Annotated in this window: 23 protein-coding genes and 1 tRNA gene; 7 read left to right on the forward strand and 17 right to left on the reverse strand. The window is 71.7% G+C overall.

Annotated features, from left to right (window positions below; all coding sequences use genetic code 11):
* Positions 1-125 precede the first annotated feature (125 nt).
* From ITJ59_RS05745 to ITJ59_RS05765, 5 genes are all read right to left on the reverse strand, one after another.
* On the reverse strand, positions 126-1,097 hold the full coding sequence (locus ITJ59_RS05745; RefSeq protein WP_194650155.1) for a helix-turn-helix transcriptional regulator: 972 nt from the start codon (positions 1,095-1,097) through the stop codon (positions 126-128).
* Positions 1,090-2,121, reverse strand: coding sequence for a helix-turn-helix transcriptional regulator (locus ITJ59_RS05750; protein WP_194650156.1), 1,032 nt, complete (start codon positions 2,119-2,121; stop codon positions 1,090-1,092). The genes ITJ59_RS05745 and ITJ59_RS05750 overlap by 8 nt, the downstream gene beginning before the upstream one ends.
* A 71-nt stretch (positions 2,122-2,192) precedes the next feature.
* Positions 2,193-3,119, reverse strand: a complete 927-nt coding sequence (locus tag ITJ59_RS05755; RefSeq protein WP_194650157.1) for a hypothetical protein — start codon at positions 3,117-3,119, stop codon at positions 2,193-2,195.
* Between the two features lie 43 nt (positions 3,120-3,162).
* The gene (locus ITJ59_RS05760) at positions 3,163-4,269 is read right to left on the reverse strand and encodes a tRNA (adenine-N1)-methyltransferase (RefSeq protein ID WP_228511077.1); all 1,107 of its coding nucleotides are present in this window, start codon (positions 4,267-4,269) and stop codon (positions 3,163-3,165) included.
* Positions 4,266-5,024: an HAD family phosphatase gene (locus tag ITJ59_RS05765; protein WP_323749414.1), complete on the reverse strand. Its 759-nt coding sequence runs from the start codon at positions 5,022-5,024 to the stop codon at positions 4,266-4,268. The genes ITJ59_RS05760 and ITJ59_RS05765 overlap by 4 nt, the downstream gene beginning before the upstream one ends.
* Before the next feature lie 192 nt (positions 5,025-5,216).
* Between ITJ59_RS05765 and ITJ59_RS05770 the strand changes: the two genes are divergently transcribed.
* On the forward strand, positions 5,217-6,152 hold the full coding sequence (locus ITJ59_RS05770) for a proteasome assembly chaperone family protein (RefSeq protein WP_194650158.1): 936 nt from the start codon (positions 5,217-5,219) through the stop codon (positions 6,150-6,152).
* 506 nt (positions 6,153-6,658) lie between these two features.
* Here the strand turns inward: ITJ59_RS05770 and mshC are convergent.
* From mshC to ITJ59_RS05785, 3 genes are read right to left on the reverse strand one after another with little or no spacing between them, the layout of a single operon-like run.
* Positions 6,659-7,903, reverse strand: coding sequence for a cysteine--1-D-myo-inosityl 2-amino-2-deoxy-alpha-D-glucopyranoside ligase (gene mshC, locus ITJ59_RS05775; protein WP_194650159.1), 1,245 nt, complete (start codon positions 7,901-7,903; stop codon positions 6,659-6,661).
* Positions 7,900-8,730 (reverse strand): undecaprenyl-diphosphate phosphatase, encoded by an 831-nt coding sequence (locus ITJ59_RS05780; RefSeq protein WP_194650160.1) that lies wholly within the window; start codon positions 8,728-8,730, stop codon positions 7,900-7,902. Before ITJ59_RS05780 ends, mshC begins: the two co-directional genes overlap by 4 nt.
* 59 nt (positions 8,731-8,789) lie before the next feature.
* Positions 8,790-10,106, reverse strand: a complete 1,317-nt coding sequence (locus tag ITJ59_RS05785) for a M20/M25/M40 family metallo-hydrolase (protein ID WP_194650161.1) — start codon at positions 10,104-10,106, stop codon at positions 8,790-8,792.
* Between the two features lie 172 nt (positions 10,107-10,278).
* Between ITJ59_RS05785 and ITJ59_RS05790 the strand changes: the two genes are divergently transcribed.
* The 3 genes from ITJ59_RS05790 (at position 10,279) to ITJ59_RS05800 (ending at position 12,533) form a co-directional block, all read left to right on the forward strand.
* Positions 10,279-10,364 (forward strand) — tRNA-Leu (locus tag ITJ59_RS05790).
* A 370-nt stretch (positions 10,365-10,734) separates the two neighbouring features.
* Complete coding sequence (locus ITJ59_RS05795; RefSeq protein WP_194650162.1) at positions 10,735-11,814, forward strand: type III polyketide synthase; 1,080 nt, start codon at positions 10,735-10,737, stop codon at positions 11,812-11,814.
* A complete protein-coding gene (locus ITJ59_RS05800; RefSeq protein ID WP_194650163.1) occupies positions 11,811-12,533 on the forward strand; it encodes a methyltransferase domain-containing protein in 723 nt (240 codons plus the stop codon). The genes ITJ59_RS05795 and ITJ59_RS05800 overlap by 4 nt, the downstream gene beginning before the upstream one ends.
* A 3-nt stretch (positions 12,534-12,536) precedes the next feature.
* Here ITJ59_RS05800 and ITJ59_RS05805 read toward each other — a convergent pair whose 3' ends face one another.
* Positions 12,537-12,983: a cytotoxic translational repressor of toxin-antitoxin stability system gene (locus tag ITJ59_RS05805; RefSeq protein ID WP_194650164.1), complete on the reverse strand. Its 447-nt coding sequence runs from the start codon at positions 12,981-12,983 to the stop codon at positions 12,537-12,539.
* Positions 12,976-13,419 (reverse strand): prevent-host-death protein, encoded by a 444-nt coding sequence (locus ITJ59_RS05810; RefSeq protein ID WP_194650165.1) that lies wholly within the window; start codon positions 13,417-13,419, stop codon positions 12,976-12,978. The genes ITJ59_RS05805 and ITJ59_RS05810 overlap by 8 nt, the downstream gene beginning before the upstream one ends.
* Positions 13,420-13,512: 93 nt before the next feature.
* Between ITJ59_RS05810 and ITJ59_RS05815 the strand changes: the two genes are divergently transcribed.
* Complete coding sequence (locus ITJ59_RS05815; RefSeq protein ID WP_194650166.1) at positions 13,513-14,463, forward strand: GlxA family transcriptional regulator; 951 nt, start codon at positions 13,513-13,515, stop codon at positions 14,461-14,463.
* A 111-nt stretch (positions 14,464-14,574) separates the two neighbouring features.
* The gene (gene gap, locus ITJ59_RS05820) at positions 14,575-15,573 is read left to right on the forward strand and encodes a type I glyceraldehyde-3-phosphate dehydrogenase (RefSeq protein ID WP_194650167.1); all 999 of its coding nucleotides are present in this window, start codon (positions 14,575-14,577) and stop codon (positions 15,571-15,573) included.
* Between the two features lie 155 nt (positions 15,574-15,728).
* On the opposite strand, the gene ITJ59_RS05825 is transcribed toward gap, so the two are convergent.
* The 7 genes from ITJ59_RS05825 to ITJ59_RS05855 all read right to left on the reverse strand — a co-directional run bounded on the left by ITJ59_RS05825 (position 15,729) and on the right by ITJ59_RS05855 (position 23,993).
* Entirely contained in the window at positions 15,729-16,817 is a 1,089-nt protein-coding gene (locus ITJ59_RS05825; RefSeq protein WP_323749415.1) for an N-acetylglucosamine kinase, read from the reverse strand.
* Positions 16,805-18,112, reverse strand: coding sequence for a 6-phospho-beta-glucosidase (locus tag ITJ59_RS05830; protein WP_194650168.1), 1,308 nt, complete (start codon positions 18,110-18,112; stop codon positions 16,805-16,807). Before ITJ59_RS05830 ends, ITJ59_RS05825 begins: the two co-directional genes overlap by 13 nt.
* An 8-nt stretch (positions 18,113-18,120) precedes the next feature.
* Positions 18,121-19,011: a carbohydrate ABC transporter permease gene (locus tag ITJ59_RS05835; protein WP_194650169.1), complete on the reverse strand. Its 891-nt coding sequence runs from the start codon at positions 19,009-19,011 to the stop codon at positions 18,121-18,123.
* The gene (locus tag ITJ59_RS05840; protein ID WP_228511081.1) at positions 19,011-20,051 is read right to left on the reverse strand and encodes a carbohydrate ABC transporter permease; all 1,041 of its coding nucleotides are present in this window, start codon (positions 20,049-20,051) and stop codon (positions 19,011-19,013) included. The genes ITJ59_RS05835 and ITJ59_RS05840 overlap by 1 nt, the downstream gene beginning before the upstream one ends.
* Positions 20,051-21,409 carry an extracellular solute-binding protein gene (locus ITJ59_RS05845; protein ID WP_228511083.1) on the reverse strand — a complete coding sequence of 453 codons (1,359 nt, stop codon included), beginning with the start codon at positions 21,407-21,409 and terminating at the stop codon, positions 20,051-20,053. The genes ITJ59_RS05840 and ITJ59_RS05845 overlap by 1 nt, the downstream gene beginning before the upstream one ends.
* Positions 21,410-21,519: 110 nt before the next feature.
* Positions 21,520-22,761, reverse strand: a complete 1,242-nt coding sequence (locus ITJ59_RS05850; protein WP_194650170.1) for an ROK family transcriptional regulator — start codon at positions 22,759-22,761, stop codon at positions 21,520-21,522.
* 182 nt (positions 22,762-22,943) lie between these two features.
* Positions 22,944-23,993, reverse strand: a complete 1,050-nt coding sequence (locus tag ITJ59_RS05855) for a zinc-binding dehydrogenase (protein ID WP_194650171.1) — start codon at positions 23,991-23,993, stop codon at positions 22,944-22,946.
* Between the two features lie 78 nt (positions 23,994-24,071).
* Here ITJ59_RS05855 and ITJ59_RS05860 point away from each other — a divergent pair, with 78 nt between their 5' ends.
* Positions 24,072-25,016, forward strand: a complete 945-nt coding sequence (locus ITJ59_RS05860; protein WP_194650172.1) for a DUF3097 domain-containing protein — start codon at positions 24,072-24,074, stop codon at positions 25,014-25,016.
* Positions 25,017-25,038: the final 22 nt, after the last annotated feature.

Genomic DNA, 25,038 nt, shown 5'->3' on the forward strand with positions numbered 1-25,038 from the left:
GCGCCCCTGCCGCCTCGCTCGCCCGCGCGCGGTCGTCGAAGCCATGGCTCGATCCTACGGGGTGGGGACCGACACTCCGACGCGCTCCGTGCGAACGCACATGCAGGGGCGGTCAGCCGACTCGGTCAGCCAGCGGTGAGGGCGGCGGCGGCGAAGTCACGCACGGCGTTCCGTGCCGCGGGCGGGTCGAGCACCACGGCGCGACCGGGCAGCCCGGCGACGAGCCGGACGACGCCGTCGAACCCGTTGGACGCCGCGAGCCGGATGCGCACACGGGCGTCGGCGTCGGGGGCGTCGGCCGTGTCGGCGAGGAAGTCGGCCACGAGCGGGAGCGACGACGAGTCGAGCTCCACCGTGACGATGACGTCCTCCGCCGACTGCTGGAACAGGGTGTCGGGGATCACGACCTGGTCGGCGGACTTCTCCACCGCACGGTCGTCGACGCGTGCGCCGGACATCCGGTCGAGACGGAAGGTCCGGAGCGCCTGCCGGTCGAGGTCCCACGCACGGAGGTACCAATCGGTGTCGATCGACTCGACGCGCAGCGGGTCGACCCGGCGGGTGCCGCCCTGGGTGCGCGGGCCGGCGTACTCGAAGGACAGCCCGCGGCCGTCCGCCATGGCGCGGCGGATCGTGGCGAGGGCGACGTCGTGCAGGTCCTGCCCCACGGCCACGGTCGAGGCCGCGCCACCGGCACCACGGGACAGCTTGGCCATGAGCGCGCGGATGGCGTCGCGGTCGGCGGCCTCGGGCAGCGCGGAGAGGTACTGCAGCCCGGCGATGAGCGCCGAGGCCTCACGCGCGGACAGCCGGGGTGAGTCGTCGATGGCGACGAGGTTCGTCAGGACGATCATCTCGTTCTGGTCGAAGTCGTCCCACGCGATGTCGAACAGGTCGCCGTGCTGGTACTGCATCGTCTCACCGGGCACACCGGACACCGCGATGAGCTCCACGGCACGGCGGATCCGGGCTTCGGGGACACCGAAGTGGCGTGCGGCCTCGGCCACCGAGACGCGCTCGCGGTCGATCAGGTACGGCACCAGGGCGAGCAGGAACGCGAGCTTGTCCTGCGCCTGCAGGGGCTGGGTCTCAGCCACGGGCGGGCTCCTCTCCGTCGCTGTGGTCCCGCACCAGGGCTCGGAGTCGCTCCACGACCCGCAGCCGCAGGTCGTCCGGTTCGAGCACCCGGACCTCGGGACCGAACGCCGCGAGTTCCTCGGCGAGGATCTGCGGGTCGACGTGGTGCAGCACGAGGGCGCCGTCGGCGTCGGTCTCGGTGTCGCGGCGGCGCGTGAGTCGCCGCTCGGCGTCGGACCCCGGGGTCACCGCGATGCGTGCGGTGCGTGCGGACCAGATCCGTTCGAGCTCGGCGAGCGTGCGCTCCCCCGCGCCCACCGGCGCGGTGTGCTGCCCGACCTCGTACTGCGTGACGGGGCCGACGACCCGCGACAGCAGGTAGTTCTTGTCCGAGTCCGTCGCGAACTCGTGGGCCGCGAGCATCCAGCGACCGCCGTGCTGCACGAGGGCGAGCGGAGCGACCTCGCGTCGTCGGGCCTCGTGCTGCCCGGGGGTGATGTAGTCGAAGCGGACGGCGGCGCCACGGTCGAGCGCGGAGCGGAGCGGCTCGAAGGCCGCGTCACGAGCCCGGAGCCGGGGGGCGTACGCGTCGACACCGAGCTGCAGTGCACCGTCGTCGTCCTCGGAACCGGCTGAACGGACCTTGAGGAGCCCTCGACGGGAGTCGGCCGACAGGGCACCTTCACGCCAGGCCATCGCGGCCAGCGAGAGCAGTGCGGACTCGTCCGGGGTGAAGCGGACGTCGACGGGCAGGTCGTACTCGCCCTTCGGGATCCGGTACCGCAGCGTCTGGTTGTTGCCGGCGGCACCGGGCGTCTCGATCGTCTCGAGCGGGATGCCGAGCTCGCGGACGTCGTCCTTGTCGCGTTCGAACTGGCGCTCGAGCGAGGCGTTGTCCCCGCCCGGCGTGAACCGCTGGCGGTAGCCCTGCACGTTCGTCAGGATCTCCGCCTTGGTCAGCCCGGACTCCGTCGAGAGCAGCGCGAGCACGAGGCTGAAGAGCCGCTCCTCGGCGGGCACACGGGGCACACGGGTCGCTGGCACGAGGCGATCCTACGGCAGAGCGGGTGCACCGAAGTGCACCCGCGCCGCGGTCGGTGGACGGTGTGCGAGCGTCAGCTCGACATCGCTCCGAGCACGTCGATGACGTACGCGTAGGCGGTGCCCTGCTGGTTCACGACGGCCAGCACCTGGTCGCCGACGTGGTGCCCGACGATGGCGGTGCGGACGCCCTCGTCGACCTGACCCTTGGTGAGCGGCACGGTCTGCGCACCCGAGCCGTCGGTCCAGCTGGACCCGGCCACGGACGGGTCCGCGCCCCAGGTCACGGCGGTGTACTTGATGACCGCGGTGTCCTTCGCGGTGAGCAGGCGACCGGACCCCTTGCGGAGCAGGTGCGTCTCGTTCGACTTCGGCGCGTTCCACGACGGGATCGTGATGCCGGGGGCACCGGACGGTGCGAGCACGACGGCGGGCATCTTGTCGCCTGCGAGCTGCGGGGTGCCGGTCGCGCGGGCGTCGAAGGCACGCTTGACGTCGATCACGGCGATGACGGCGTCCTCGGTCTTCCCCGACGAGCCGCTGTCGGTGGTCGCGCTGGTGTCGGAACTGCTGAGCGCGCTCTTCGGCAGCGCGACGGCGAGCCGGTCGCCGACCTGTGCGCACTCGAGCGACTTGCCGAGGGCGCCGTAGTTGCTCGCCCCCGCGGTGATCGGGGCCGTCTGACCGGAGTACCCGCTGGTCTGCGCGACCTCGCCGGTGGCGCCGTCGACGAGCGTGTACTCGATGAGCACGGGGGTGCCGTCGTCGATCGTGCGGCCGTCGCCCTGCTTCAGGACGGAGACCTGGGTGCCCTTGGTGGTGAGGCCGCTCGGGATCGACACCTTCGGCTCCTTGCCGAACGCGCCGGTGGCGGTCACGGCCTCGGACGCAGCACCGGGTGCGGCGCAGCTCGAGGGGGTGGTGCCGGCGCCGTTCGAGGCGCACGCCGTGAGCGAGGCCGCGAGACCGATGGTGACCAGGAGTGCGGGGATGGTGCGCACGGACCCTCTTTCCGTTCGATGCAGGACGGGCACGACCGTCAGCCTACCGTTCGCCGTCGGTCGGCTCGGACGCGTCTCCGACGGTGTCCGGCGACGCCTCGGCGGCGGCCGAGGCCGACCCCGCCTCGGCAGCGGCGACCTTGCGGGCCTGGGCCGCCGACTGCCGTGCGACCTTGCGGAGCTTCTTGTCGCTCGTCGCGCGCTCGCCCACGGCGCCGGGGGTCCAGGCCTCGATGTCCTCGTCGGAGAACTCGACCTTGCCAGCGCGGCGCTTCAGGTTCGGCAGCACCGTCCCGTCGGCCAGGCGACGCGCCGTGATGAGGAACCCGGTGTGCCCGACCATGCGGTGGTCGGGTCGGACGGCGAGCCCCTCGACGTGCCAGGTGCGCACCAGCGTCTCGCTCGGCATCGGGTCGGTGAAGCGACCGGTGTCGCGCAGGGCCTCGGCCGTGCGGGACAGCTGGGTGACGGTCGCGACGTAGCAGACGATGAGTCCGCCGGGCACGAGGGCGTCGGCTGCGGCGTCGACGCACTCCCACGGCGCGAGCATGTCCAGGACGACACGGTCGACGCTCTGTTCGTCGACGGCGCCGGGCAGCTCCTCGACCAGGTCGCCGACGGTCACGGACCAGTTGTCCGGGACGGCGCCCAGGAACGTGCCGACGTTGCCCTTCGCGATCGCCGCGAACTCCTCGCGGCGCTCGAACGACTGCAGCCGGCCGGTCGGACCGATCGCACGCAGCAGGAACAGCGAGAGCGCACCAGAACCGACGCCCGCCTCGACCACGCGGGCGCCCGGGAAGACGTCGGCGAAGGCGACGATCTGTGCGGCGTCCTTCGGGTAGACGATCGCCGCACCGCGCGGCATCGACATGACGTAGTCGTTGAGCAGCGGACGCAGCGCCAGGTACTCGTCGCCGGTGCTGGCACGGATCACCGAGCCGTCGGGCTGGCCGATGACGTCGTCGTGCCGGAGCACGCCGCGGTGGGTGTGGTACTCGCCGGCGGTCTCGAGGGACAGCGTCGTCAGCTTGCCCTTCGGACCGGTCAGCTGGACGCGGTCACCGGCCCGGAACGGGCCGCGCGGCGGCGTGTGCGGGGCGCCACCAGCGGTGTGCGGCAGCGCTGCGGTCGGGTCGGTGTGGCTCATCGGGTGACTCCCTCGGTGTCCGCAGCGTGCGCCGGGTCCGGCACCGGGCCTCCCGTCAGTCCAGCGCGCGCGGCCAGCGCCGGCCCCGTCAACTCGACCAGACGGTCGACGTCGACACCCGACAGGGTGGTCAGGTGCACGTCCCCGCCGGCGATCTCGGACAGCGGGACGATGTGCTCCACGGCGACCGTGACGGCACCGGAGGCGACGGCCGAGGCGACGCCGGTGGCGGAGTCCTCGATCGCGACGCACGCGGTCGGCTCGACGCCGAGCTGGGCGGCGGCGGACAAGTAGGCGTCCGGGAACGGCTTCGGACGGTCGACGTCGTCACCGGCCACGACCACGCGGAAGCCGCGCTCGCCCAGGGCCTCGGCCGCGACGAGTGCCATCTTGCGGCGCGACATCGTCACGAGCGCCGTGGGGATGCCGCGGGCGTGGAGTTCCTCGACGAGTTCACGGGCACCCGGGCGCCAGGGCAGTTCACCGTCGCGCAGGTGCTCCATCACGTAGTCCGTCATCCACTGGATGATCTCCTCGACCTCCATGTCGACACCCTTGTCGCGGAGGAGCTCGCCGGAGCGCTCGAGGCCCGAGCCGACCAGGGACAGGCCGTCCTCGTGGGTCCACTCGGCACCGAAGCGCTGTGTCAGGTCGACCTGGGAGCGCTGCCAGATCGGCTCGGTGTCGATGATCGTGCCGTCCATGTCCCACAGCACGGCTGCGGGCGGGACGAGTACAGGAGGATGCGCGGTCACGGGCGACGAGTCTACCGGGGCCGTGCGCCGCGGCGGGCGCGGGCCGCGCACCGGCCGCTCGGCCGTTCCGCTGGGCGCGGACGCGCATGCCCGCGGGCGTCGCCGGGGCCTACAGTGGATGCCTGCATCGTGTCCGGCCGGGCGCCTCGACGCGCCCGCCCCGCTCCGCTCCACCACCAGGAGGTCCGCTCCGTGCCACAGCACTCCCCCTTCAGCGACGGCCGGTTGCTCGTCGTCGCCTTCGAGGGCTGGAACGACGCCGGTGAGGCCGCCAGCGGACTCGCTCGGCGCATCGTCGACTCGCTCGGGCTCGACGAGCTGCGCGAGCTCGACGGGGAGCGGTACGTCGACTACCAGTTCAACCGCCCGACCATGGGTTCCGACGACACCGGGGCCCGCGGCGTGCAGTGGCCCCGCATCGTGCTGCACGGCCCCGGCGCCGAGGGTCGACCCGTCATCGGCGCCACCGGCTCCCCCACCGACCGCGACGTGTTCGTCCTCGTCGGACCGGAGCCGTCCCGCACCTGGCGGGGCTTCTGCGCCGAGATCATCGACCTCGCCGACGTGTACTCGATCGACGCCGTCGTCTTCGTGGGCGCGATGCTCGCCGACGTGCCGCACACCCGGCCGATCTCGGTCTTCGTGTCGAGCGAGAACGCCGGCGTCCGGACCGCGTTCGACGTCGACAAGTCGTCGTACGAGGGCCCGACCGGCATCCTCGGTGTGCTCGCCGACGCCATGGACAAGGCCGGCCTCACCACGCTGTCGCTCTGGGCCTCGGTCCCGCACTACGTGCACAACTCGCCCTCGCCGAAGGCCACGCTGTCACTGCTCGACAAGATCGAGGAGCTCACCGACGTGACCGTGCCGCGCGGCACCCTGCTCGACGACGCCACCGAGTGGGAGGACGGCATCGACGCCCTCGCCGCCGACGACGAGGACATGGCCTCGTACATCGGGCAGCTCGAGCAGGCGCGTGACACCGTCGACTCACCCGAAGCCTCCGGGGACGCGATCGCGCAGGAGTTCGAGCAGTACCTGCGGCGCCGCGAGCACAAGGACGGTAAGGACGGCGGGACAGCTGGTGGCGAGGGGCCGTGGCGGCCTCCGCAGCCGCCGCAGCAGTAGCGCGGGGCGCCGGGGACTGTCGGCGCGACGCTCACGTCGCGCCCGGCGCGGCTCGCTCGGCCGTGTCCGCCGAGGTTCCGAAATCTCGGCATGTCGCCGCCGCACGCGGCGGTCCGTGGAACCTCGGCGAGTGACGCACGGCGTGTCGACGTGACCAAGTGGCGGACGGGAGGCACGGATTAGGCCCGCCACGGGCCTCCCGTCCGGCTCTTGGTCGCGACCAACCCGCCCAACGCGCCCGGCCGCACCCGCCGAGGTTCCGAGATCTCGGCATCTCACCGGCGCCCGCGTTGGTTCGCGGAACCCGGACGGGACACACGCGGCGTGTCACGCGACCGCGGGGCCCGCGAGCGCCTGGCCCCGTCGAGGTTCCGAGATTTCGGAACCTCGACGTCGCACGCTGCCGTCCGTGGAACCCGGGCGGCACGCGCGCGGCGTGTCATGCGACCTCGGCGCACCCGGCCGGGCGTGCCCCCGCGCCGCGCCCGTGCCCGCGCCCCCGCGCCTCAGGCCAGGCGGATGCCGAGCAGGGCGTCGACCAGGTCGGCGAGCTCGGGCGTGCACGCCGTGCCGCCCGCGATCGCCGTGTCGACCGCGGCGACCGCACCCGGCGTGTCGAGGTCGTCGGAGACCCGCGCACGGAGCCGCGACGCGACCTCGGCCGCGTCGTCGGTGTGCCCGGCGGACGCACCCGAGGCCCAGGCATCCCAGGTCGCGAGGCGCGTCACGGCACTCGTCAGCTCGGTGTCGAACCACTCCCAGTCGTCGGAGTACTTGTGCGACAGCAGCGCGAGCCGGATCGCCCGGGGGTCCGCTCCGTCGTCGAGCAGCCCCCGCACGGTGACGAGGTTGCCGAGCGACTTGGAGATCTTGGTGCCCTGGTACGCGATCATCCCGGTGTGCACGAACGCGTGTGCGAGCGGCTGGTGCGCGAGCGCCGCAGCGTGTCCCGCGCTCATCTCGTGGTGCGGGAAGACGAGGTCGCTGCCCCCGCCCTGCACGCTGATCGGCAGGCCGAGGCGGTCGCCGGCGATGACGCTGCACTCGATGTGCCAGCCGGGGCGACCGGGACCGATCTCGGTGTCCCAGCTCGGCTCACCATCTCGGGCCGCACGCCAGACCAGCGGGTCCAAGGGGTCGCGCTTGCCCGGGCGCTCCGGGTCGCCGCCACGCTCGGCAGCGAGCGTGAGCATGGTCTCGCGGTCGAGGCGGCTCTCGTCGCCGAGCGCCCACGCCTCGGTGGGGCGGTTCACGTCGAAGTAGACGTCGTCGCCGTCAGAGTCCGGGGTCGGTACCTCGTAGGCGTACCCGGTCTCCTGCAGGAACGAGACGGCCTCGGCGACGCGGTCGACCTCGTCCGTGACGGCGACGAAGTCGTCGGGCGGCAGGATCCGGAGCGATTCCATGTCGCGGCGGAACAGGTCCACCTGTGACGCTGCGAGCTCGCGCCAGTCGACACCGTCGCGGGTCGCACGCTCGAGCAGCGGGTCGTCGACGTCGGTGACGTTCTGCGCGTACTCGACGTCCAGTCCGGCGTCACGCCAGGCGCGACCGAGGGTGTCGAACGCCAGGTAGGTGGCCGCATGGCCGATGTGCGTGGCGTCGTACGGGGTGATCCCGCAGACGTAGAGCGCCGCGCGCTCCTCGCCCCAGGTCGGGTCGACCGGCTTGCCCGTCGCGGTGTCGTGCACCACGGGTCGCGGCGCTGCACCGGGGACGTCGGGGACGGATGGGGCCTGCCAGGCCCTCACGGCTGGATCACTCCGAGCGACAACAACACGATGAGAACGATACCGAGTGCGATGCGGTAGACGACGAACGGCATGAAGCTGCGCTTGCTGATGTAGTTCATGAACGCCGCGATGACGACGAACCCGACGACGAAGGCCACCACGGTCGCGATGAGCGTGTCGGCGAGTCCGAAGGGCGCTCCGTGGTCACCGAGACTCGTCGCGGCCTCGTACAGGCCGGACAGGAACACGGCGGGGACGGCCAGCAGGAACGCGAACCGTGCAGCGGCGGGGCGGGTGTAGCCGAGGGCGAGACCCATCGACACCGTCGCCCCGGAGCGGGACACTCCCGGGACGAGCGCGAGCACCTGCGCGAGGCCGATCAGGATGCCGCCACCGAAGGTCATCTGCTCGATCCGACGTTCCTTGCGGCCGACGACGTCGAGCACTCCGAGTACGATACCGAAGACGATGAGCACGATCGCGACGATCCACAGCGACCGGAACGTCGTCTCGATGGAGTCCTTGAGCAGGAGCCCGGCGACGCCGATCGGGATGGTGCCGAGGATCACGAGCCACCCGAGCCGGACGTCCGGGTCACCCTTCGGCACGTCACGCCGGACGACGGAGCGGAACCACCGCCCGATGATCCGGGTGATGTCCTTCCAGAAGTAGATGAGCACCGCGGTCTCGGTGCCGAGCTGGGTCACGGCCGTGAAGGCCGCTCCCGGGTCCTTCGCGTCGGGCAGGAACAAGCCGACGATGCGCAGGTGCGCACTGGACGACACCGGCAGGAACTCGGTGAGCCCCTGGACGAAGCCGAGGAAGATCGCCTCGAGGATGTGCACGCACGGGCCTTTCGGGGAAGTCGGTCAGGACACCGCCACGAAGGCGACCACGAACAATATCAGTACGTGGCCAGGAGGTCCCCGAGGACCCGCCGACCGAACGCGAGCGAGTCGAGCGGCACCCGCTCGTCCACGCCGTGGAACATCGCCGGGAAGTCCACACCGGCGGGCAGCTGCAGCGGCACGAACCCGTAGCCCGCGATGCCGAGCGTCGAGAGCGCCTTGTTGTCGGTGCCGCCCGACAGCAGGTAGGGCAGCACCGGGGCACCCGGGTCGTGGCGGCCGAGGACGTCGCGCACGGCGTCGACGAGCGGCCCGCCGAAGTCCTGCTCGAGACCGATGTCGCGGAAGGACATGACGACCTCGACCTCGTCACCGGCGAGCTCCCGCACGCGGGCGAGCACCGACTCCTCGTCGCCGGGCAGGCAGCGGATGTCGACCAGGGCCTCCGCGGTGTCCGGGATCACGTTGTGCTTGTAGCCCGCGGTCAGGACCGTCGGGTTCGTCGTGGTGTGCAGGGCCGCGTGGATGAACCGCGAGGCCGACCCCGTGGCGAGTGCGACCTCGTCCGGGCCGCTCACCGTGGGGTCGACGCCGAGGAACCGTGCGACCTCGGTGACCATCGCGTCCGTGGTGGCGGACAGGCGCACCGGCCACTCCTCGCTGCCGATCCGTGCGACCGCGGCGGCCAGCTTCGTGACCGCGTTGTCGCGGATGACATGCGAGCCGTGCGCCGCGGTGCCACGGGCAACGAGCTTGATCCACATCAGTGCCTTCTCACCCGTCTGCAGCAGGTAGGCGCGGCGGTCCCCGAGGATGATCGAGTACCCGCCGACCTCACTGATGGCAGCACTGGCCCCGGCGAAGACCTCGGGGTGGTGCTCGACGACGTGGTGCGACCCGAGGACACCCCCGGCTTCCTCGTCGGCGAAGTACGCGATCACCAGATCGCGCTCCGGAGCGCCCTGCTGCTCGATGACGTCCGCCAGCGACGTGAGCATCATCGCGTCCATGTTCTTCATGTCGACCGCGCCCCGACCCCACAGCGAGCCGTCCTTGACGACGCCACCGAACGGGTCGACGGACCAGTTCGCCGGATCGGCCGGCACGACGTCGAGGTGACCGTGCACCACGAGGGCCGGCTTGCTGCGGTCGCGACCGGGGACCCGTGCGACGACGCTCACCCGGTCCGGTTCGGACTCGAACAGCTGCGGCTCCAGCCCCAGCCCGCGGAGCTTGTCCTCGACGTAGTGCGCCGCCTCGGTCTCACCGCGCGACTTCCCCTCGCCCCAGTTCGTCGTGTCGATGCGGATGAGGTCGCGGGCGATCGCCGCGGTGGCCTCGAGCTCGGTCGCGGTCGGCTCCGGGTTCGTCATGCCCTCACGGTACCGGCCAGCACCGACGCCGCCCGGCCCGGTGACGCCGCGGGACACCGCCCGGTGGACGCGCCCGGGATGCGCGGCCGTGTTCATCGGGCGTTCAGACCCGTGCTAGTGTTTTCTCTCGGCAGGGACGCCGGGGAAACCCGGGGAAATCGCCACACATCCAGTCCGGATGGCGGAATTGGTAGACGCGCTAGCTTGAGGTGCTAGTGCCCGTATTAGGGCGTGGGGGTTCAAGTCCCCCTTCGGACACAGAAACATGCAGTGCCCCCTGACCTTTCGGTCCGGGGGCATTTTCTGTTGTGTCTCCCGGCGAGTGCCGCCATCGCTGCGCTCAGGGCGTCACCGCCTCGGCCAGTTCGCTGCGCTTACGGCCACCGCCCGCCAGTTCGCTGCGCTCACGGCCACCGCCGGTTCGCTGCGCTCGCGGCCGGGCGACACCATCGACGTCGCACGACGTCGATGGTGTCGTTCCGGGTCGGGCCGGAGCGCGGGTTGCAGCGCACGCACAGACGGACGGGAGGCGCGGTGCCAGCTGGCACCGCGCCTCCCGTCCGTTCCCGGTTGCGTCCGGGGCCGTCGAATCTGGGGACGCGTCAGCGACCCGGTGACAGGATGGGTCGTGCCCGCAACGATCCGCGCCATCGGAACCGCCGTCCCCGAGACGACACTCGAGCAGGCGGCGGTGCGGGACCTCTTCGCCGCACAGCCCGAGCTCGGTCGTCTCGGCAAGCGCCTGGTCCCCGCAGCCTTCGACGCCTCGGCGGTCGACCACCGGCACACCGTGCTGGACGAACTCGACCGGCACCGGGCCGCGGGGGCGTTCCGCGACGACGCTGGCAGGCTGCACTCGCCCTCGACCGGGACCCGCAACGACCGCTACCGCGAACTCGCGCCGCCGCTCTTCGTCGAGGCCGCTCGTGATGCGCTGGACCGTGCGACCGTCGATGCGGACGCCGTCACGCACGTCGTCACGGTGTCCTGCACCGGGTTCACGCAACCCGGCCCGGACCTGGACATCGTGACGGAGCTCGGCCTGCGCCGCACCGTCTTCCGCCACCACATCGGCTTCATGGGGTGCTGCGCGGCGTTCCCGGCGCTCCGGATCGCCGCCGCGTTCGCCGAGGCGGACCCGGACGCCGTCGTGCTGGTCGTCTGCGCCGAGCTCTGCACTCTGCACGTCCGTGCGAGTGACGACCCGGACCAGATCGTCGCGAACAGCGTGTTCGGCGACGGTGCGGCCGCCGTCGTGGTCACCGCTGGTGGCCCCGGTCTGCGCCTCGACGCGTTCGCCACGGCGGTCGTGCCCGAGAGCGCGGGCGAGATGGCGTGGAACATCGGCGACGAGGGCTTCGAGATGGTGCTCAGCACCGCGGTCCCCAAGCTCGTCGGCTCCAGCGTCGCCGCGGCCGTCGCGTCGCTGCTGGACGGACCCGCCGCCGACGTGCCGGTGTGGGCCGTGCACCCGGGCGGCCGGGCGATCCTCGACCGCACGCAGCAGGCGCTGGACCTGCCCGACACGGCGATCGCCGCGAGCCGGGCCGTCCTGCGCAACCACGGGAACATGTCGAGCGCGACCGTGCTGTTCGTGCTCCGCGAGGCCCTCGACGCCGGAGTGCCGAACGGCACCGCCGTGATGGCGCTCGCCTTCGGCCCCGGGCTCACCGTCGAGAGTGCGCGGCTGACCATGGCGCACACGTGAGCCGTCCCACCGGAGGCCCCACGGGCCTCCCGGCCCTCGACCTGCGGACCCGCGCGCTCGACCTGACCGAACTCATGGACGATCCGGATTGCGATCCGCGCGCGCTGGCGCGCACCTTCCGGCGCTTCGCCCTGGTCAACGCCCTCGTGAGCGGGTGGCGTTCGGCGTGGCGGACCCACGTCGTGCCCGCGCTGCCGGTGAACGGTCGTGGCCGGGTGCTCGACCTCGGGTGCGGCGGTGGCGACCTCGCCCGCGCCATCGTGCGGTGGGCCGCGAGCGACGGCTTCGACGTCGAGGTCGTCGGGGTCGACCCGGACCCGCGGGCGATCGAGGCGGCCAACCGGCGGGCACCGCGCGGCGTGACGTTCCGGCAGCAGTCGAGCGGCGACCTGGTGGCGGCGGGGGAACGGTTCGACGTCGTGGTCTCGAACCACGTCCTGCACCACCTGGGCGACGCCGAGCGGAACGGGTTCCTCGCCGACTCCGAGGTGCTGGCGACGGGCCGGAGCGTGCACTCGGACATCCGTCGGTCGTCGGCGGCCTACCGCGCGTACGCGCTGGCGTCGCCGTTGGTGTCGGCAGGGACGTTCGTGCGGGTCGACGGCTTGCGGTCGATCCGCCGGTCGTTCACGGCGGCGGAACTGGGGGACGCGCTGCCGAGCGGGTGGCGGGCCGAACGGGCGTCGCCGCACCGGGTGCTGGCCGTCCGCGACGCCTGACGGTCAGGACTGCTCGGCGGCCCGGCTCAGGAGCTCGGCGTGGAGGACGGCCGCACCGGCGGGATCCAGATCGAGGATCTCGGACTCGGGCACACCGAGGTCGTGGAGTGCACGCACCAGGTACAGCGGCAGGGCGTTCGCGGGCGCCGGGTGCGCGGGGGCGCCCCGGTCCGGCACCGTGCCGTCGTCGACGCAGCGCCAGAAGGCCTGTGCATCGACCTGCAGCTGGTGGCGCAGGACGTGCGCCCACATGCGAGCACCGTACGTCGACCGGTCGACGGGCTTCGAGATCCGGGTGCGCAGGACGCGTGCGTCCCACAGGGTGAGTTCGTAGGTGCGGTGGTGTCGGACGGGCTGCCCGGTGGCACCGCGCACCAGTGTCCAGCGCTCGGTCGTGCAGAACGTGTCGTGGTGCTCGCGGTTCGGTGCCGGATGCCTCGGGCTACTCACCGCCGCGCTCCAGCCAGTCGCGCAGTTCGGCGTCCGTGGACAGCTTGACGAGTTGCACGAGCGCCCAGGCGTCGTGGTGGTTCGGGGCGTGCTGGAGACGGTCTTCCCAGTCCACCGCGTACTCCCGCAGGGACAGTGCGAGGTCGTCGAGTGCGTCGTCGACGTCCGTTCCCTGCGCGACGAACGGGCGCCCCTCCATGAGAACGACGACCGAGCCGGCTTGGCGGAAGACACTGACGCGCGGGGAGACCGTCCGGAAGAAGTAGTCGCGGAGCCGGTCGACGGGCAGCATCGCGGAGATCGCGCCGTCGCGGGCCACCGTCACGGTACGGCCGGTCGCGGTGGCGTCGAGCATGTCCTTGAAGTGCTCGCGGGCGCGTGAATAGGTGGGGTAGTCGGCTGCGATCGGCACGAGGGCCTCCGGTGAGTACGTCACGTACGGAGCGTACGTGATGTACTGATCCTAGGGGGAGGGGCTGACAGATCTGTGGAGAACGCGAGGGCGACGTCGTCGGATAGCGTCGTCGGCATGGCTCCGACACCGCTGCACCGCGTCGCGGTCCTGGTGCTCGACGGCGCGAAGCCGCTCGACGTGGGCATCCCCGCGCAGGTGTTCTCGAACCGGCCGAGCATGCCGTACGAGGTGCGAGTGTGCGGGCCGCGGGCCGGACGGATCGCCGGCGGGGACGGACTGGCCTACGCGGTCGACCACGGGTTGGAGGCGCTGGACTGGGCCGAGACGGTCTTTGTCCCCGGCTACCGTCGACCCTCGGGCGCGCCGCCGCCGGCCGACGTCGTCGTGGCACTCGGGCGGGCCCACGAGCGCGGTGCCCGGATCGCCGCGATCTCCACGGGGGCGTTCGCACTCGCAGCCGCGGGGCTGCTCGACGGGCGCCGTGCGACGACGCACTGGCACTACACCCGGGTGCTCCGTGAGCGGTACCCCGAGGTGGACGTCGACGAGGACGTGTTGTTCGTCGACGGGGGCTCGGTGCTGACCAGCGCCGGAGCGGCGAGCGGGATCGACCTGTGCCTGCACATCGTCCGGCAGGACCACGGTGTCGCGCTGTCCAACCACGTCGCGCGGCGGCTCGTCAGCGCGCCGTACCGCAGCGGAGGTCAGGCTCAGTACGTCCCGCGCAGCGTGCCCGAGCCACTCGGCGACGTGTTCGCGGAGACCCGGGAGTGGGCGCTCCGCCACCTCGCCGAGCCCCTGACGCTCGAGGCGCTCGCAAGGAACGCCACGGTGTCGTCACGGACGTTCTCGCGTCGGTTCGTCGAGGACACCGGGTACACGCCGATGCAGTGGGTGCTCCGGGCCCGGGTCGACCTGGCCCGAGAGCTCCTCGAGCGCTCGGACCTCGGCGTCGACCAGGTGGCCGAGCGTGCGGGACTCGGTTCCGACGCGAACCTGCGGACGCACTTCCGGCGGATCCTCGGGACGTCGCCCACCGAGTACCGACGGACGTTCCAGGACTGACCACGCCGTCGCGGCCCTGATGGCGAGATCCTTTCGAACGCTGGCTTCCTTGCCACTGGAGTCGTGCCTCCCGGCCCACGAGCATGGACCGCGGAACGAGAGGAACTCCACATGACCCGCATCGCCATCAACGGTTTCGGCCGCATCGGCCGCAACACGCTCCGCGCCCTGCTCGCTCGAGGCGGTGACGACCTCGAGGTCGTCGCCGTGAACGACCTGACCGCGCCCGACACGCTCGCACACCTGTTCCGGTACGACTCCGCCCTCGGGCCGTTCGACGGCGCCGTCGAGGTCGACGGCGACACGCTCGTCATCGACGGCCGCCGCATCCGTGTGCTCGCGTCGACCTCGCCCGAGGACCTGCCCTGGGCCGAGCTCGGTGTCGAGGTCGTCCTCGAGTCCACGGGGCGCTTCACCGCACGCGACGCGGCAGCCGGCCACCTGACCGCCGGGGCCCGACGGGTCCTGATCAGCGCGCCGGCCACCGGGGCGGACGCCACCATCGCGTACGGCGTGAACTCGGACACGTTCGACCCGGCCGTCCACACCGTCATCTCGAACGCGTCGTGCACGACCAACGCGCTCGCACCACTGGCATCGGTGCTCGACGACCTGGCCGGGATCGAGCACGGCTTCATGACCACCGTGCACGCCTACACGCAGGAGCAGAACCTGCAGGACGGGCCGCACCGCGACCTGCGTCGGGCCCGCGCTGCCGGCGTGAACATCGTGCCGACGACGACCGGGGCGGCCAAGGCCATCGGGCTGGTGTTGCCCCGCCTGGAGGGCAAGCTGTCCGGGGACGCCATCCGCGTGCCGGTGCCCGTCGGGTCGATCGTCGAGCTGAACACCGTCGTCTCGCGGGACGTGACCGTGGACGAGGTGAACGATGCCTACCGCGCCGCAGCGTCCGGTCCGCTCGCCGGGGTCCTGGCGTTCACGGCGGACCCGCTCGTGTCGACGGACATCACCGGGCGGCCGGAGTCGAGCATCTTCGACTCGCTGCTGACCCGCGTCGACGAGGGCCGGCACGTGAAGGTCGTCGCCTGGTACGACAACGAGTGGGGCTTCTCGAACCGCGTGGTCGACACGCTCGGGATGCTGGCGTAGGCCGGCGGGCGGCCGGCCAGCGGGCCAGCGGGCCAGTTTTCGCGCTGAGCGACAGTTCACGGCTGTGGGAGCGCGTGAACTGTCGCTCAGCACGAAGACTCGCGACGACCGCCTGTCCGCGCCCGCCCGCCCGCGCCCGCGCGCGCCCGCGCGCGTCAGCGGATCAGCGCGGTCGTGCTCGCGAAGGCCCGGGACCGCACGGCCGCGCGGTACCGCTCGAGCGCCTCGTCGTCGGCACCGACGGACTCCAGCGCCGCCAGCCCCGCACCGAGCACCGGGGGATCGGTGACCCAGGTCGGCACCGCTCCGGGGACCCGGGCAGCGAGCCCGTCGACGACACCGCCCACGAGCAACGGGTGCCGAGCAGCGAGCACCCCGCCGCCGAGCACGACGGGCACCGGCTCGGCCGCCGAACCTCCGAGGCCCAACCGCTCGAGCGCGACCGCAGCGAGCAGGACGATCTCCTCCGCCTGCCGCTCCACGACGCTCCGGGCCACCGGGTCACCCGCTCCGGCGACGTCGAACAGCACCGGACAGAGTCGGTTGAACACGCGCTGGTCCAAGCGGCCGAAGTGAATGGCCTCGGTGACCTCGCGGACACTGCGGAGCCCGACAGCCGCCGGCACTGCATCGACCAGCGCCGTCGCCGGACCGCGACCGTCGTCGGCCCGCGCGGCGTGCCAGAGCGCCCGGTTGCCGAGCCACGCGCCGCCACCCCAGTCGCCGGAGACGTCGCCGATGGCCGGGAACCGTGCGGTCGTGCCGTCTGCCCGCACCGCGAGGGCGTTGATCCCGGTACCGCACACCACGGCGGCGGCGTCGGGGGACAGGGTGCCGGCTCGCAGCAGCGCGAACAGGTCGTTGTCCAGGACGTGCGGTTCGCCGCCGTCCTCGGCCCAGTGCGCGAGCGCCGCGGTCGCTGCGACGAGCTCGTCGTGCAGGTCGAGCCCGGCCAGGTACACGTGCGTGGTGCGGATGCGGCGGTCGCCCAGCTCGCTCACCACCCGCGCACGGACGTCGTCGAGGATCGGGCCGGCGAGGTCCCAACCCCGCGTCTGCGGGTTCGACCCCGGACCGCGCGCGTGGCCGACGATCGACCCGTCGAGCGCGATCGCGACGACGTCGGTCTTGCTCCCGCCGCCGTCGACGGCGAGCACGACGTCGGTCGCGTCCGGTGGGACCGGCGCGGGCGGACGGGAGGCTCGGGCCGGGCCCGCCTCGCCGGTCCGGCTCAGCCCGCCCACGTCACCTGCTCCGATCGCGCCCACGGGATGTGTTCCGCGTTCGCGGCAAGCAGGAGGTCGGTGAGCTGCTCCGCCTTGTCCACCTGCCCGACGAGCGGGTGCGCCCACATCGCACGGAGCACGCGGTCGCGGCCGCCGTGCACTGCGGCGTCGAGCGCGAGCCGTTCGTACCCGGCGACGTGCGACACCAGGCCGACCATGTCCGGGGCGAGCGGTGAGACCGGCAACGGCGTGATGGCCTGCCGGGTGACGCGCGCCGGCACCTCGATGACGTGGTCGTCGGGCAGGAACGGGAACGTGCCGTCGTTCCGCACGTTGAGCACCTGGACGTCACCGCGATCACCGAGGATCGAGGACAGCACGTCGATCGCGGCCTCGGAGTAGTACGCACCGCCGCGCTGCTCGAGTTCTGCGGGCTTCGTGACGACGGACTCGTCGGCGTACTTCGCGAGCAGGGCCCGCTCGGTCTCCATGACGGCCTCGGCACGGGTGGGTTCGTGCAGCTGCTCCTGCAGCACGGTGTCGTGCGAGTAGAAGTACCGCAGGTAGTACGAGGGCACCGCGTGCTGCAGGCGGATCAGGTCGCGGGACATGTGGACGCTCTCGGCCATCCGGTCGAGCGCGCCGGTGTCCGGGGCGAGCAGGTCGGGCAGCACGTCGCGCTCGACGCCGTCCGCGCCCGTGACGTGCACGCCGCGCTCCCACGTCAGGTGGTTCAGGCCGACGTGGTCCAGCCGGACGTGGTCGGGGGCGACGCCGAACTCCTTCGCGAAGCGGCGCTGGAACCCGATCGCGACGTTGCACAGGCCGACCGCGCGGTGTCCGGCTTCGAGCAGCGCGCGGGTGACGATGCCGACCGGGTTGGTGAAGTCGACGATCCAGGCGTCCGGCTTGGCGTGCTTCCGGACGAGTTCGGCGTACTCCAGCACCACGGGTACGGTGCGGAGCGCCTTCGCGAACCCGCCGGGGCCGGTGGTCTCCTGCCCGATGCAGCACGCTTCGTGCGGCCAGGTCTCGTCCTGCTGGCGCGCGGCCTGCCCGCCGATGCGGAGCTGGAACATGACGGCGTCGGCATCGGTGACCCCCGCGACGACGTCGTCGGTGACGTGGATCGTGCCGGGGTGCCCGGCGTGCGCGAACATCCGCCTGGCGACGCCGCCGACGAGTTCGCGGCGCACCGGGTCGGGGTCGACGAGCCAGAGCTCGTCGATGGGGAGCTGGTCGCGGAGCCGGGCGAAGCCGTCCACGAGTTCGGGGGTGTAGGTGGATCCGCCACCGACGACTGTGAGTTTCACTGGAGCTGCTATCCCTTCACGCCGGTGAGCGCGATGCCCTCGACGAATGCCTTCTGTGCGAAGAAGAAGATGACGACGACGGGCACCATGACGACGACGGTCATCGCCATAGTCATCGACCAGTCGGTGCCGTGCTGCCCGCGGAACGTGGCGAGCCCGTACGCCACCGGCCACGCCGCTTGGTTCTCGGACGCGTACAGCAGTGGGCCGTAGTAGTCGTTCCACGAGTGGAAGAACATGAAGATCGCTGCCGACGCGATGCCCGGACGGGCCATCGGCACGACCACGCGCCAGAGCACGCCCCACTCGCTGCAGCCGTCCATGCGGGCGGCGTCGCCGTACTCCTTCGGGATGGTCATGAAGAACTGGCGGAGCAGGAAGATGCTGAAGGCGTCCCCGAGCAGGTTCGGCAGGATGAGCGGCCACAGGGTGCCGGTCAGGTGCAGGTGCGACCACATCACGTAGACCGGCACCGCGGTGACCTGCGGGGGCAGGAGCATCGCGACGATGATCACCGTGAAGATCAGGTTCGCGCCCTTGAACTTGATCTGGGCGAGCGCGTAGGCCGCCGGCACCGAGCTGACGAGCATGAACGCGGTGGCGAGCACGGCGTACATCGACGAGTTGCCGAACCACTGCGTGAGTGGCAGCTCGGTGAACACCCGCGCGTAGTTCGAGAAGTCGAACGGCCGGGGCACGATCGACGCCGTCAGTGCCTGGTTGCTCGACATCAGCGAGGTCAGGACCACGAACACGATCGGGGCGATGGTCAGGACGCCGAGGGCCACCAGGGCGGCGTGCTCGGCGATCCACACGAGCGTGCGACCGCGCGGCCGGCCGGTGCGGGGAGCGGACCCCCGGGGCTCCCGGGTGAGCGGGGACTGGGACACAGCGGTCATCAGGACTCCTCCGGCCGGAACACACTGATCCGGCGCATCGTGAAGACGAGCACCACGGCGGTGATCACGAACAGCACCACGGCCATCGCGGACGCGTAGCCGAACTGGAAGTTCGCGAACCCGTGCTGGTAGAGCAGCTCGGTGTAGGTCAGCAGCGATGTGCCGGGGTAGCCGAGCTGCGCCGCCGTCCCGCCGCCGATCGTCGCCTTGCCGGAGGCCACCCCGGATGCCACCGCGGCCTCGGTGAAGTACTGCAGGGCCGCGATCACCCCGGTCACTGCGGCGAACCCGATCACCGGCGCGATCGTGGGCAGGGTGATGTGCCGCACCTGCTGGACGCCGTTCGCGCCGTCGAGCGACGCAGCCTCGTACAGGTCGCGCGGCACGTCGAGCAGCGACGCCAGGAAGATGATCATGATGTCGCCCATCACCCAGACACCCAGGATCACGAGCGAGGGCTTCGACCACGCCGGGTCGTTGAACCACAGCGGGCCGTCGATGCCGAAGAGCCGCAGGATCTGGTTGACCGGTCCGGTGCCCGGGTTGAACAGGAACACGAACGCCACGACGCTCGCGACCGGCGGCACCAGGGCGGGCAGGTAGAAGAGCGTCCGCCAGAACCCGGTGGCCGTCTTGGCCCGGCTGAGCAGTCCGGCCACGAGGAGCCCGCAGACGATCCGGACCGGTACCAGGATCACGACGAACCACACCGTGTTGACGACCGCGGGGCCGATCTGCGGGTCCTGCGTGAACAGGAACCTGTAGTTCAGCAGCCCGACGAACTCGGGCTCCTGCAGCTGGTTGTAGCGCGTGAACGAGTAGAAGATCGACGCGACCAAGGGGTAGGCGAAGAAGATCACCAGGCCCGCCAGGGCCGGCGCGAGCATCGTCAGTGCGACGAGTCGGCGCCGAGACTCGGCGGAGCGGGGCCGACGTCGTGGAGTCGTCGGGGGCACCGGACCGGACCCCGTCGGGCCCGTGGGCCGGGCGGCGCGGGCGAGCCGCGCCTCCCGGCCGGTCGTCTTGGTGGTGACGCTCATCACGGACCAGCCAGCTGGTTGGCGTTGTCGATGTCCGAGTCCAGCTTCTTGAGCTTGGCGTCGAGGTCGCCGCCGTTCTGCTGGTACGCCTGCCAGAACTTCGTGAAGGTGCCGATGTAGGCGGCGCCGTCCGCGGTGCCCGGCGAGGTCATGGTGTCCTCGTTGCCCGCGACGTCGACGAAGGTCTTGTAGTTCTCGTCGACCTCGAGGTCGGGGGACTGCAGCGCCGATGTGAGCGTCGGGATGTTCTTCAGCCCGTTGCCCATCGTGACCTGTGCGTCGGTGTTGGTCGACAGGTACTTCAGGAGCGCCCAGGACAGCTCCGGGTGCTTCGAACCCTTCGCGATGCCCGCCACGTTGCCCGCGATGTACGTCGAGCCGTAGTTGCCGAGGCCGCCCATCACCGGGGTCGGCGCCGTGCCGTAGTCGAGGTCCGGCTTCTGGTCCTTGATGAACGCCGTGCGGTACTCGCCGTCGATCTGCATCGCGACCTGACCGGTCTGGAACGCGTTGTCGGCGGCGAACTCCTGGCCGAGACCCGACGTGAAGGCCTTGAGCTTGTCGTAGCCGATCTCGTCGACGAAGCCCTTCTGCCAGGTGATGAGCTTCTTCCACGCGTCGGAGGTGCCGATCACGCTGTTGCCGTCCTTGTCGAGCCACGAGCCGTCGACCATCGGCGCCCAGTGCTCGGGGGAGTTCTCGTAGAAGTCGATGAGCGGGTTGAAGCCGAGCTGCTTGATGGATCCGTCGGAGTTGTACGTCGTCAGCTTCAGCGCATCGGTCTTGAGTTCGTCGAGGGTCTTCGGCGGAGTCGTGATGCCCGCCTTCTCGAGCAGCGGCTTGTTGTACATCAAGGCGCTCACGTCGGCGAGGGCCGGCAGCGTGCAGCGCGTGCCCTTGTACTGCGTGTACGACTGCACGGCCTTCGGGATGTCGGACAGGTCGACCTTGTCGCGCTCGATGTACGGCGACAGGTCGCGGAACGCTCCCGACGAGCAGAAGCTGCCGACGATGGCGGTCGAGTACGACAGCCCCACGTCGATGTTCTGGCCGGACGAGATCGCCTTCTGCAGCTTCTCGTCGTCCTGTCCGGCGTGGATGTCGACCGTGACGCCGGGGTTCGCCTTCTCGAAGCCCGCGACGGCGCTCTTCACGACGCCGGCTTCGCGGCCGGTGAAGAAGTGCCACAGGGACACGGTGCCCTTGAGCTCCTTCGGGGCGCTCTTGTCGATCGAGTCGGCGCTGCTGCCGGAGCTGCAGCCGGCGACGACGAGGGCGCCGGCCACCGCGACGGCGGTGGCGGTGGCGATGCGGCGGAACACCCGGCGGCGCGGGACGTTCGGTTCGGGGAGGGACAAGGCGGTACTCGCTCTCTGGTCTCGCTCCGGCGCGCCGAGGATTCCGGGCGCGGCGAAGAGCCCTGTGACAGGGCTGGGTGATGGTGCCTCGAGTGGTGCGGGTGGAACGTTCAGGGGCGCTCGACGGGGTCCGGCACCGGGGCATCGTCACTGATGCGCTCGAGCCGGTCCGCGAGCGCGGTGCGGACGACGTCGATGAGGACGTGCCGCGCACCGTGCAGGACGGGGATGTCGGGGACGCCGGGCGCGACCACGGCGGTGGACCAGCGCGAGCGTGTCCGGAGCCAGGCGGTCACGGCGGCGGCCAGGGCTGGGCCACCGGCGATCCCGGTCGGGCCGTGCAGGACGACCGTCTCGGGATCGGCCACGGCGAGGGCGGGGAGCACGTTGTGCCCGACGCGCTCGCCGAGGGCGACGGTGAAGGGGTGCTGCTCGGGCAGGCCGGGCAGTTGCGGGAGCACCTGGCGCCAGTCGGCAGCTGTGCCGTCCGGTGCGGTGATCCCGTGCTCGGCGGCCAGTGCGGTGATCGCGGACTCGGAGATGAGGTCCGCGACGATCGTGGCCGTCGGGTCGATGGAGCGTGCGTCGGCGGGCACGCTGAGGTAGCCGATCTCACCAGCCGCACCGGAGGCCCCGGTGTGCAGGTGGCCGTGCAGGTCGAGGGCCATGCCGAGGCCCTCTGCCATCCAGAAGAGCGCGAACGACCCGGGAGCGCGACCGGCCCCCATGTTGCGTTCGGCGATGGCGGCGAGGTTCGCGTCGTTCTCGATGACGACGTGGACCCCGAGGTCGGCGGAGAGGGTCGCGCCGACCTGTTCGCGGGGCCAGCCGGGCAGCCCGTCGGTGAAGATCAGGGTGTCCGTGGCGTGGTCGACGCTCGCCTGGACCCCCACCGCGACGGCGGTCACGAGTTCGGGGTCGACACCGGCGGCGGCGGCCGCGCGGGAGATCGCGGCGGCGACGATGTCGGCACCGGGCGAGCGCACCTCGGCCTCGGACATCCGGTGCGTGGCGACGGGGAAGGTGCGGCCGGCGGCGTCCACCACGGTCGACCGGACGTCGACGAGCTGGACGTCGACCGCGACGCCGAGGTCACGGTCGGTGATCGCTTCGTACACGGCGGCGCTCGGGCCCCGTCGCCCGGACTGCGTGTCGGTGCCGGCCGGTCGGATGAGCGCAGCCGACTCGAGGCGGCGGATGATCTCGGCGGCGGTCGGCTTGCTCAGCCCGGTGCGCTGCGCGAGCTCGTTGCGGGTGAGCGGGCCGTCGTCGAGCAGCAGCTCGAGCGCCGCGCGGTCGTTCAGGACGCGCAGCAGACCGGGTTGGCCGGGGGTGCGTCCTCGTGTGGTCATGTCGAGGACTGTAACGGACAACCTTCTTTACTGAAAGGTTTGTTTACCGATTCGAAACACGCGTTGTGCTGCACGAAACGCGAGCCACCTTGGACACAGCAGCGCGGCCCGGGACGCACGCATCGCGGGCCGGGAGGCGCGGGGTGGCCCCGCCACGCGCCTCCCGGCCCAGCGTGCCGCGCTTACGGCCGCAGCAGCACCTTGATCGCCCGGCGCTCGTCCATCGCCCGGTAGGCCTCGGCGGCCTCGTCGAGCGGCAGCTCCAGGTCGAACACACGCCCCGGCTCGATCGCGCCGGACAGCACGTCGGGCAGCAACTCCGGGATGTACTTCCGCGCCGGCGCCATGCCGCCCGCGACGGCGATGTTCGTGTCGAAGAGGTAGCGGGTACCGATCGTCGGCACGCCGTGCGGGACCCCGACGAAGCCGAGGTTGCCACCGGGGCGCACCGAGTGCAGCGCCTGGTCCATGCTCTCCTCGGTGCCGACGGCCTCCACCGCGCAGTCGGCCAGGTCGCCGTCGAGCAGCGCGCGGATCGCCGCGACACCGTCGGCGCCACGTTCCGCCACGATGTCCGTCGCGCCGAACTCGCGCGCCAGCGCCTGGCGGTCGGCGTGCCGGCTCATGGCGATGATGCGCTCGGCGCCGAGCCGCTTCGAGGCCAGGACCGCGGACAGGCCGACCGCGCCGTCGCCGACCACGACGACGGTCTTGCCCGGGCCGACCGCCGCCGAGACCGCGGCGTGGTGCCCGGTCGAGAAGACGTCCGACAAGGTGAGCAGCGACGGCACGAGCGCCGGGTCGACCGGGCCGGGGACGGCGACGAGGGTCGCCGACGCATCCGGGATCCGCACGTACTCGGCCTGGGCGCCGCCGACCGGGTCGCCGTACGCGTCGTTCCCGCCGAAGCCGGACAGGTGGTCGCAGCCCGTGGTCATGCCGTGGCGGCAGGCCTGGCAGGTGCCGTCGTTCATGGTGAAGGGGGAGATGACGAAGTCGCCCTCGTGCAGGTCGGTCACGTCGTCACCGACGGCGATGACCTCGCCGACGAGCTCGTGGCCGATCCCGTGCGGCTCCTTCGTCTTCGTGACGCCGCGGTAGGGCCACAGGTCCGAGCCGCACACGCACGCGGCGACGACCTTGACGACGACGTCCTTCGGGGTGAGGAGCGAGGGACGGTCGCGCTCCTCGACGCGGATGTCGTTCGGGGCGTGGATGATGGCTGCGCGCACGGGAGGCCTTCCGTCGAGATGGTGGGTGTCGGCGCGGTCGACGTCGTCCGGGCCGACGTCGACAGTACCCTCGTGCGGGTGGACGACGACCGGTACGGCGGGGACGTGCTCTCGGGAGACTGGCGCTCCCGCGGGGTGAAGAAGGTGCGGCAGGTGCCGCTCGAACGCGACATGGTGCTCGAGGACCCGGACTCCGGGTGGGCGGGTGCCGTCGTCGGACTCGAGGCGGGCAACATCGCGCTCGAGGACTGGAAGGGCCGCACCCGATCGTTCCCCTTCACCGGGCAGTTCCTGCTCGAGGGCGAGCTCGTCACGCTGGGCCGCCCGCAGGCGCCGGTCGGCCGGTCTGCTGCGGCCGCTGTCGGCTCACCCGGTTCGCTGGGTTCCGTTCACACGGACTGGAGGCCCGGGGCAGCGCCCGCCGTGCGGCAGGCGTCCGACGGCGGTCGCCTCCGCACCGCGTCCGGATCGTTCGCGGTGGAGTCGCAGCGTGCCCGGGTGGCCCTGCTCTCCCGCATCATGGTCGAGGGCAAGCACGACGCCGAGCTCGTCGAGAAGGTCTGGGGAACCGACCTGCGCGTCGAGGGCGTCGTCGTCGAGGAGCTCTCCGGCGTCGACAACCTGGCCGACGTCCTCGACGAGTTCCAGCCGACGCGCGACCGACGTGTCGGCGTGCTCGTCGACCACCTGGTGCCCGGGTCGAAGGAGTCCCGCTTCGCCGACGCCGTGATGCGCGGCAAGTGGGGCGCGCACGTGCTCGTCGTCGGGCACCCGTTCGTCGACGTCTGGCAGTCCGTCAAGCCCGCACGCGTCGGACTGCAGGCCTGGCCGACGATCCCGCGGTCGATCGAGTGGAAGAAGGGGATCTGCCAGGCGCTCGGGTGGCCGAACGCCGAGCAGGCCGACATCGCCCGTGCGTGGCAGCGGATCCTCGGACAGGTGCGGACCTTCGCCGACCTCGAGCCGCAGCTGCTCGGCCGTGTCGAGGAGCTCATCGACTTCGTGACGGAACCGAAGGCCTGAGAACCCGGCCGATTCCGCAACC

It is taken from the genome of Curtobacterium sp. VKM Ac-1393 (genome assembly GCF_015350995.1).
Classification (GTDB): domain Bacteria; phylum Actinomycetota; class Actinomycetes; order Actinomycetales; family Microbacteriaceae; genus Curtobacterium.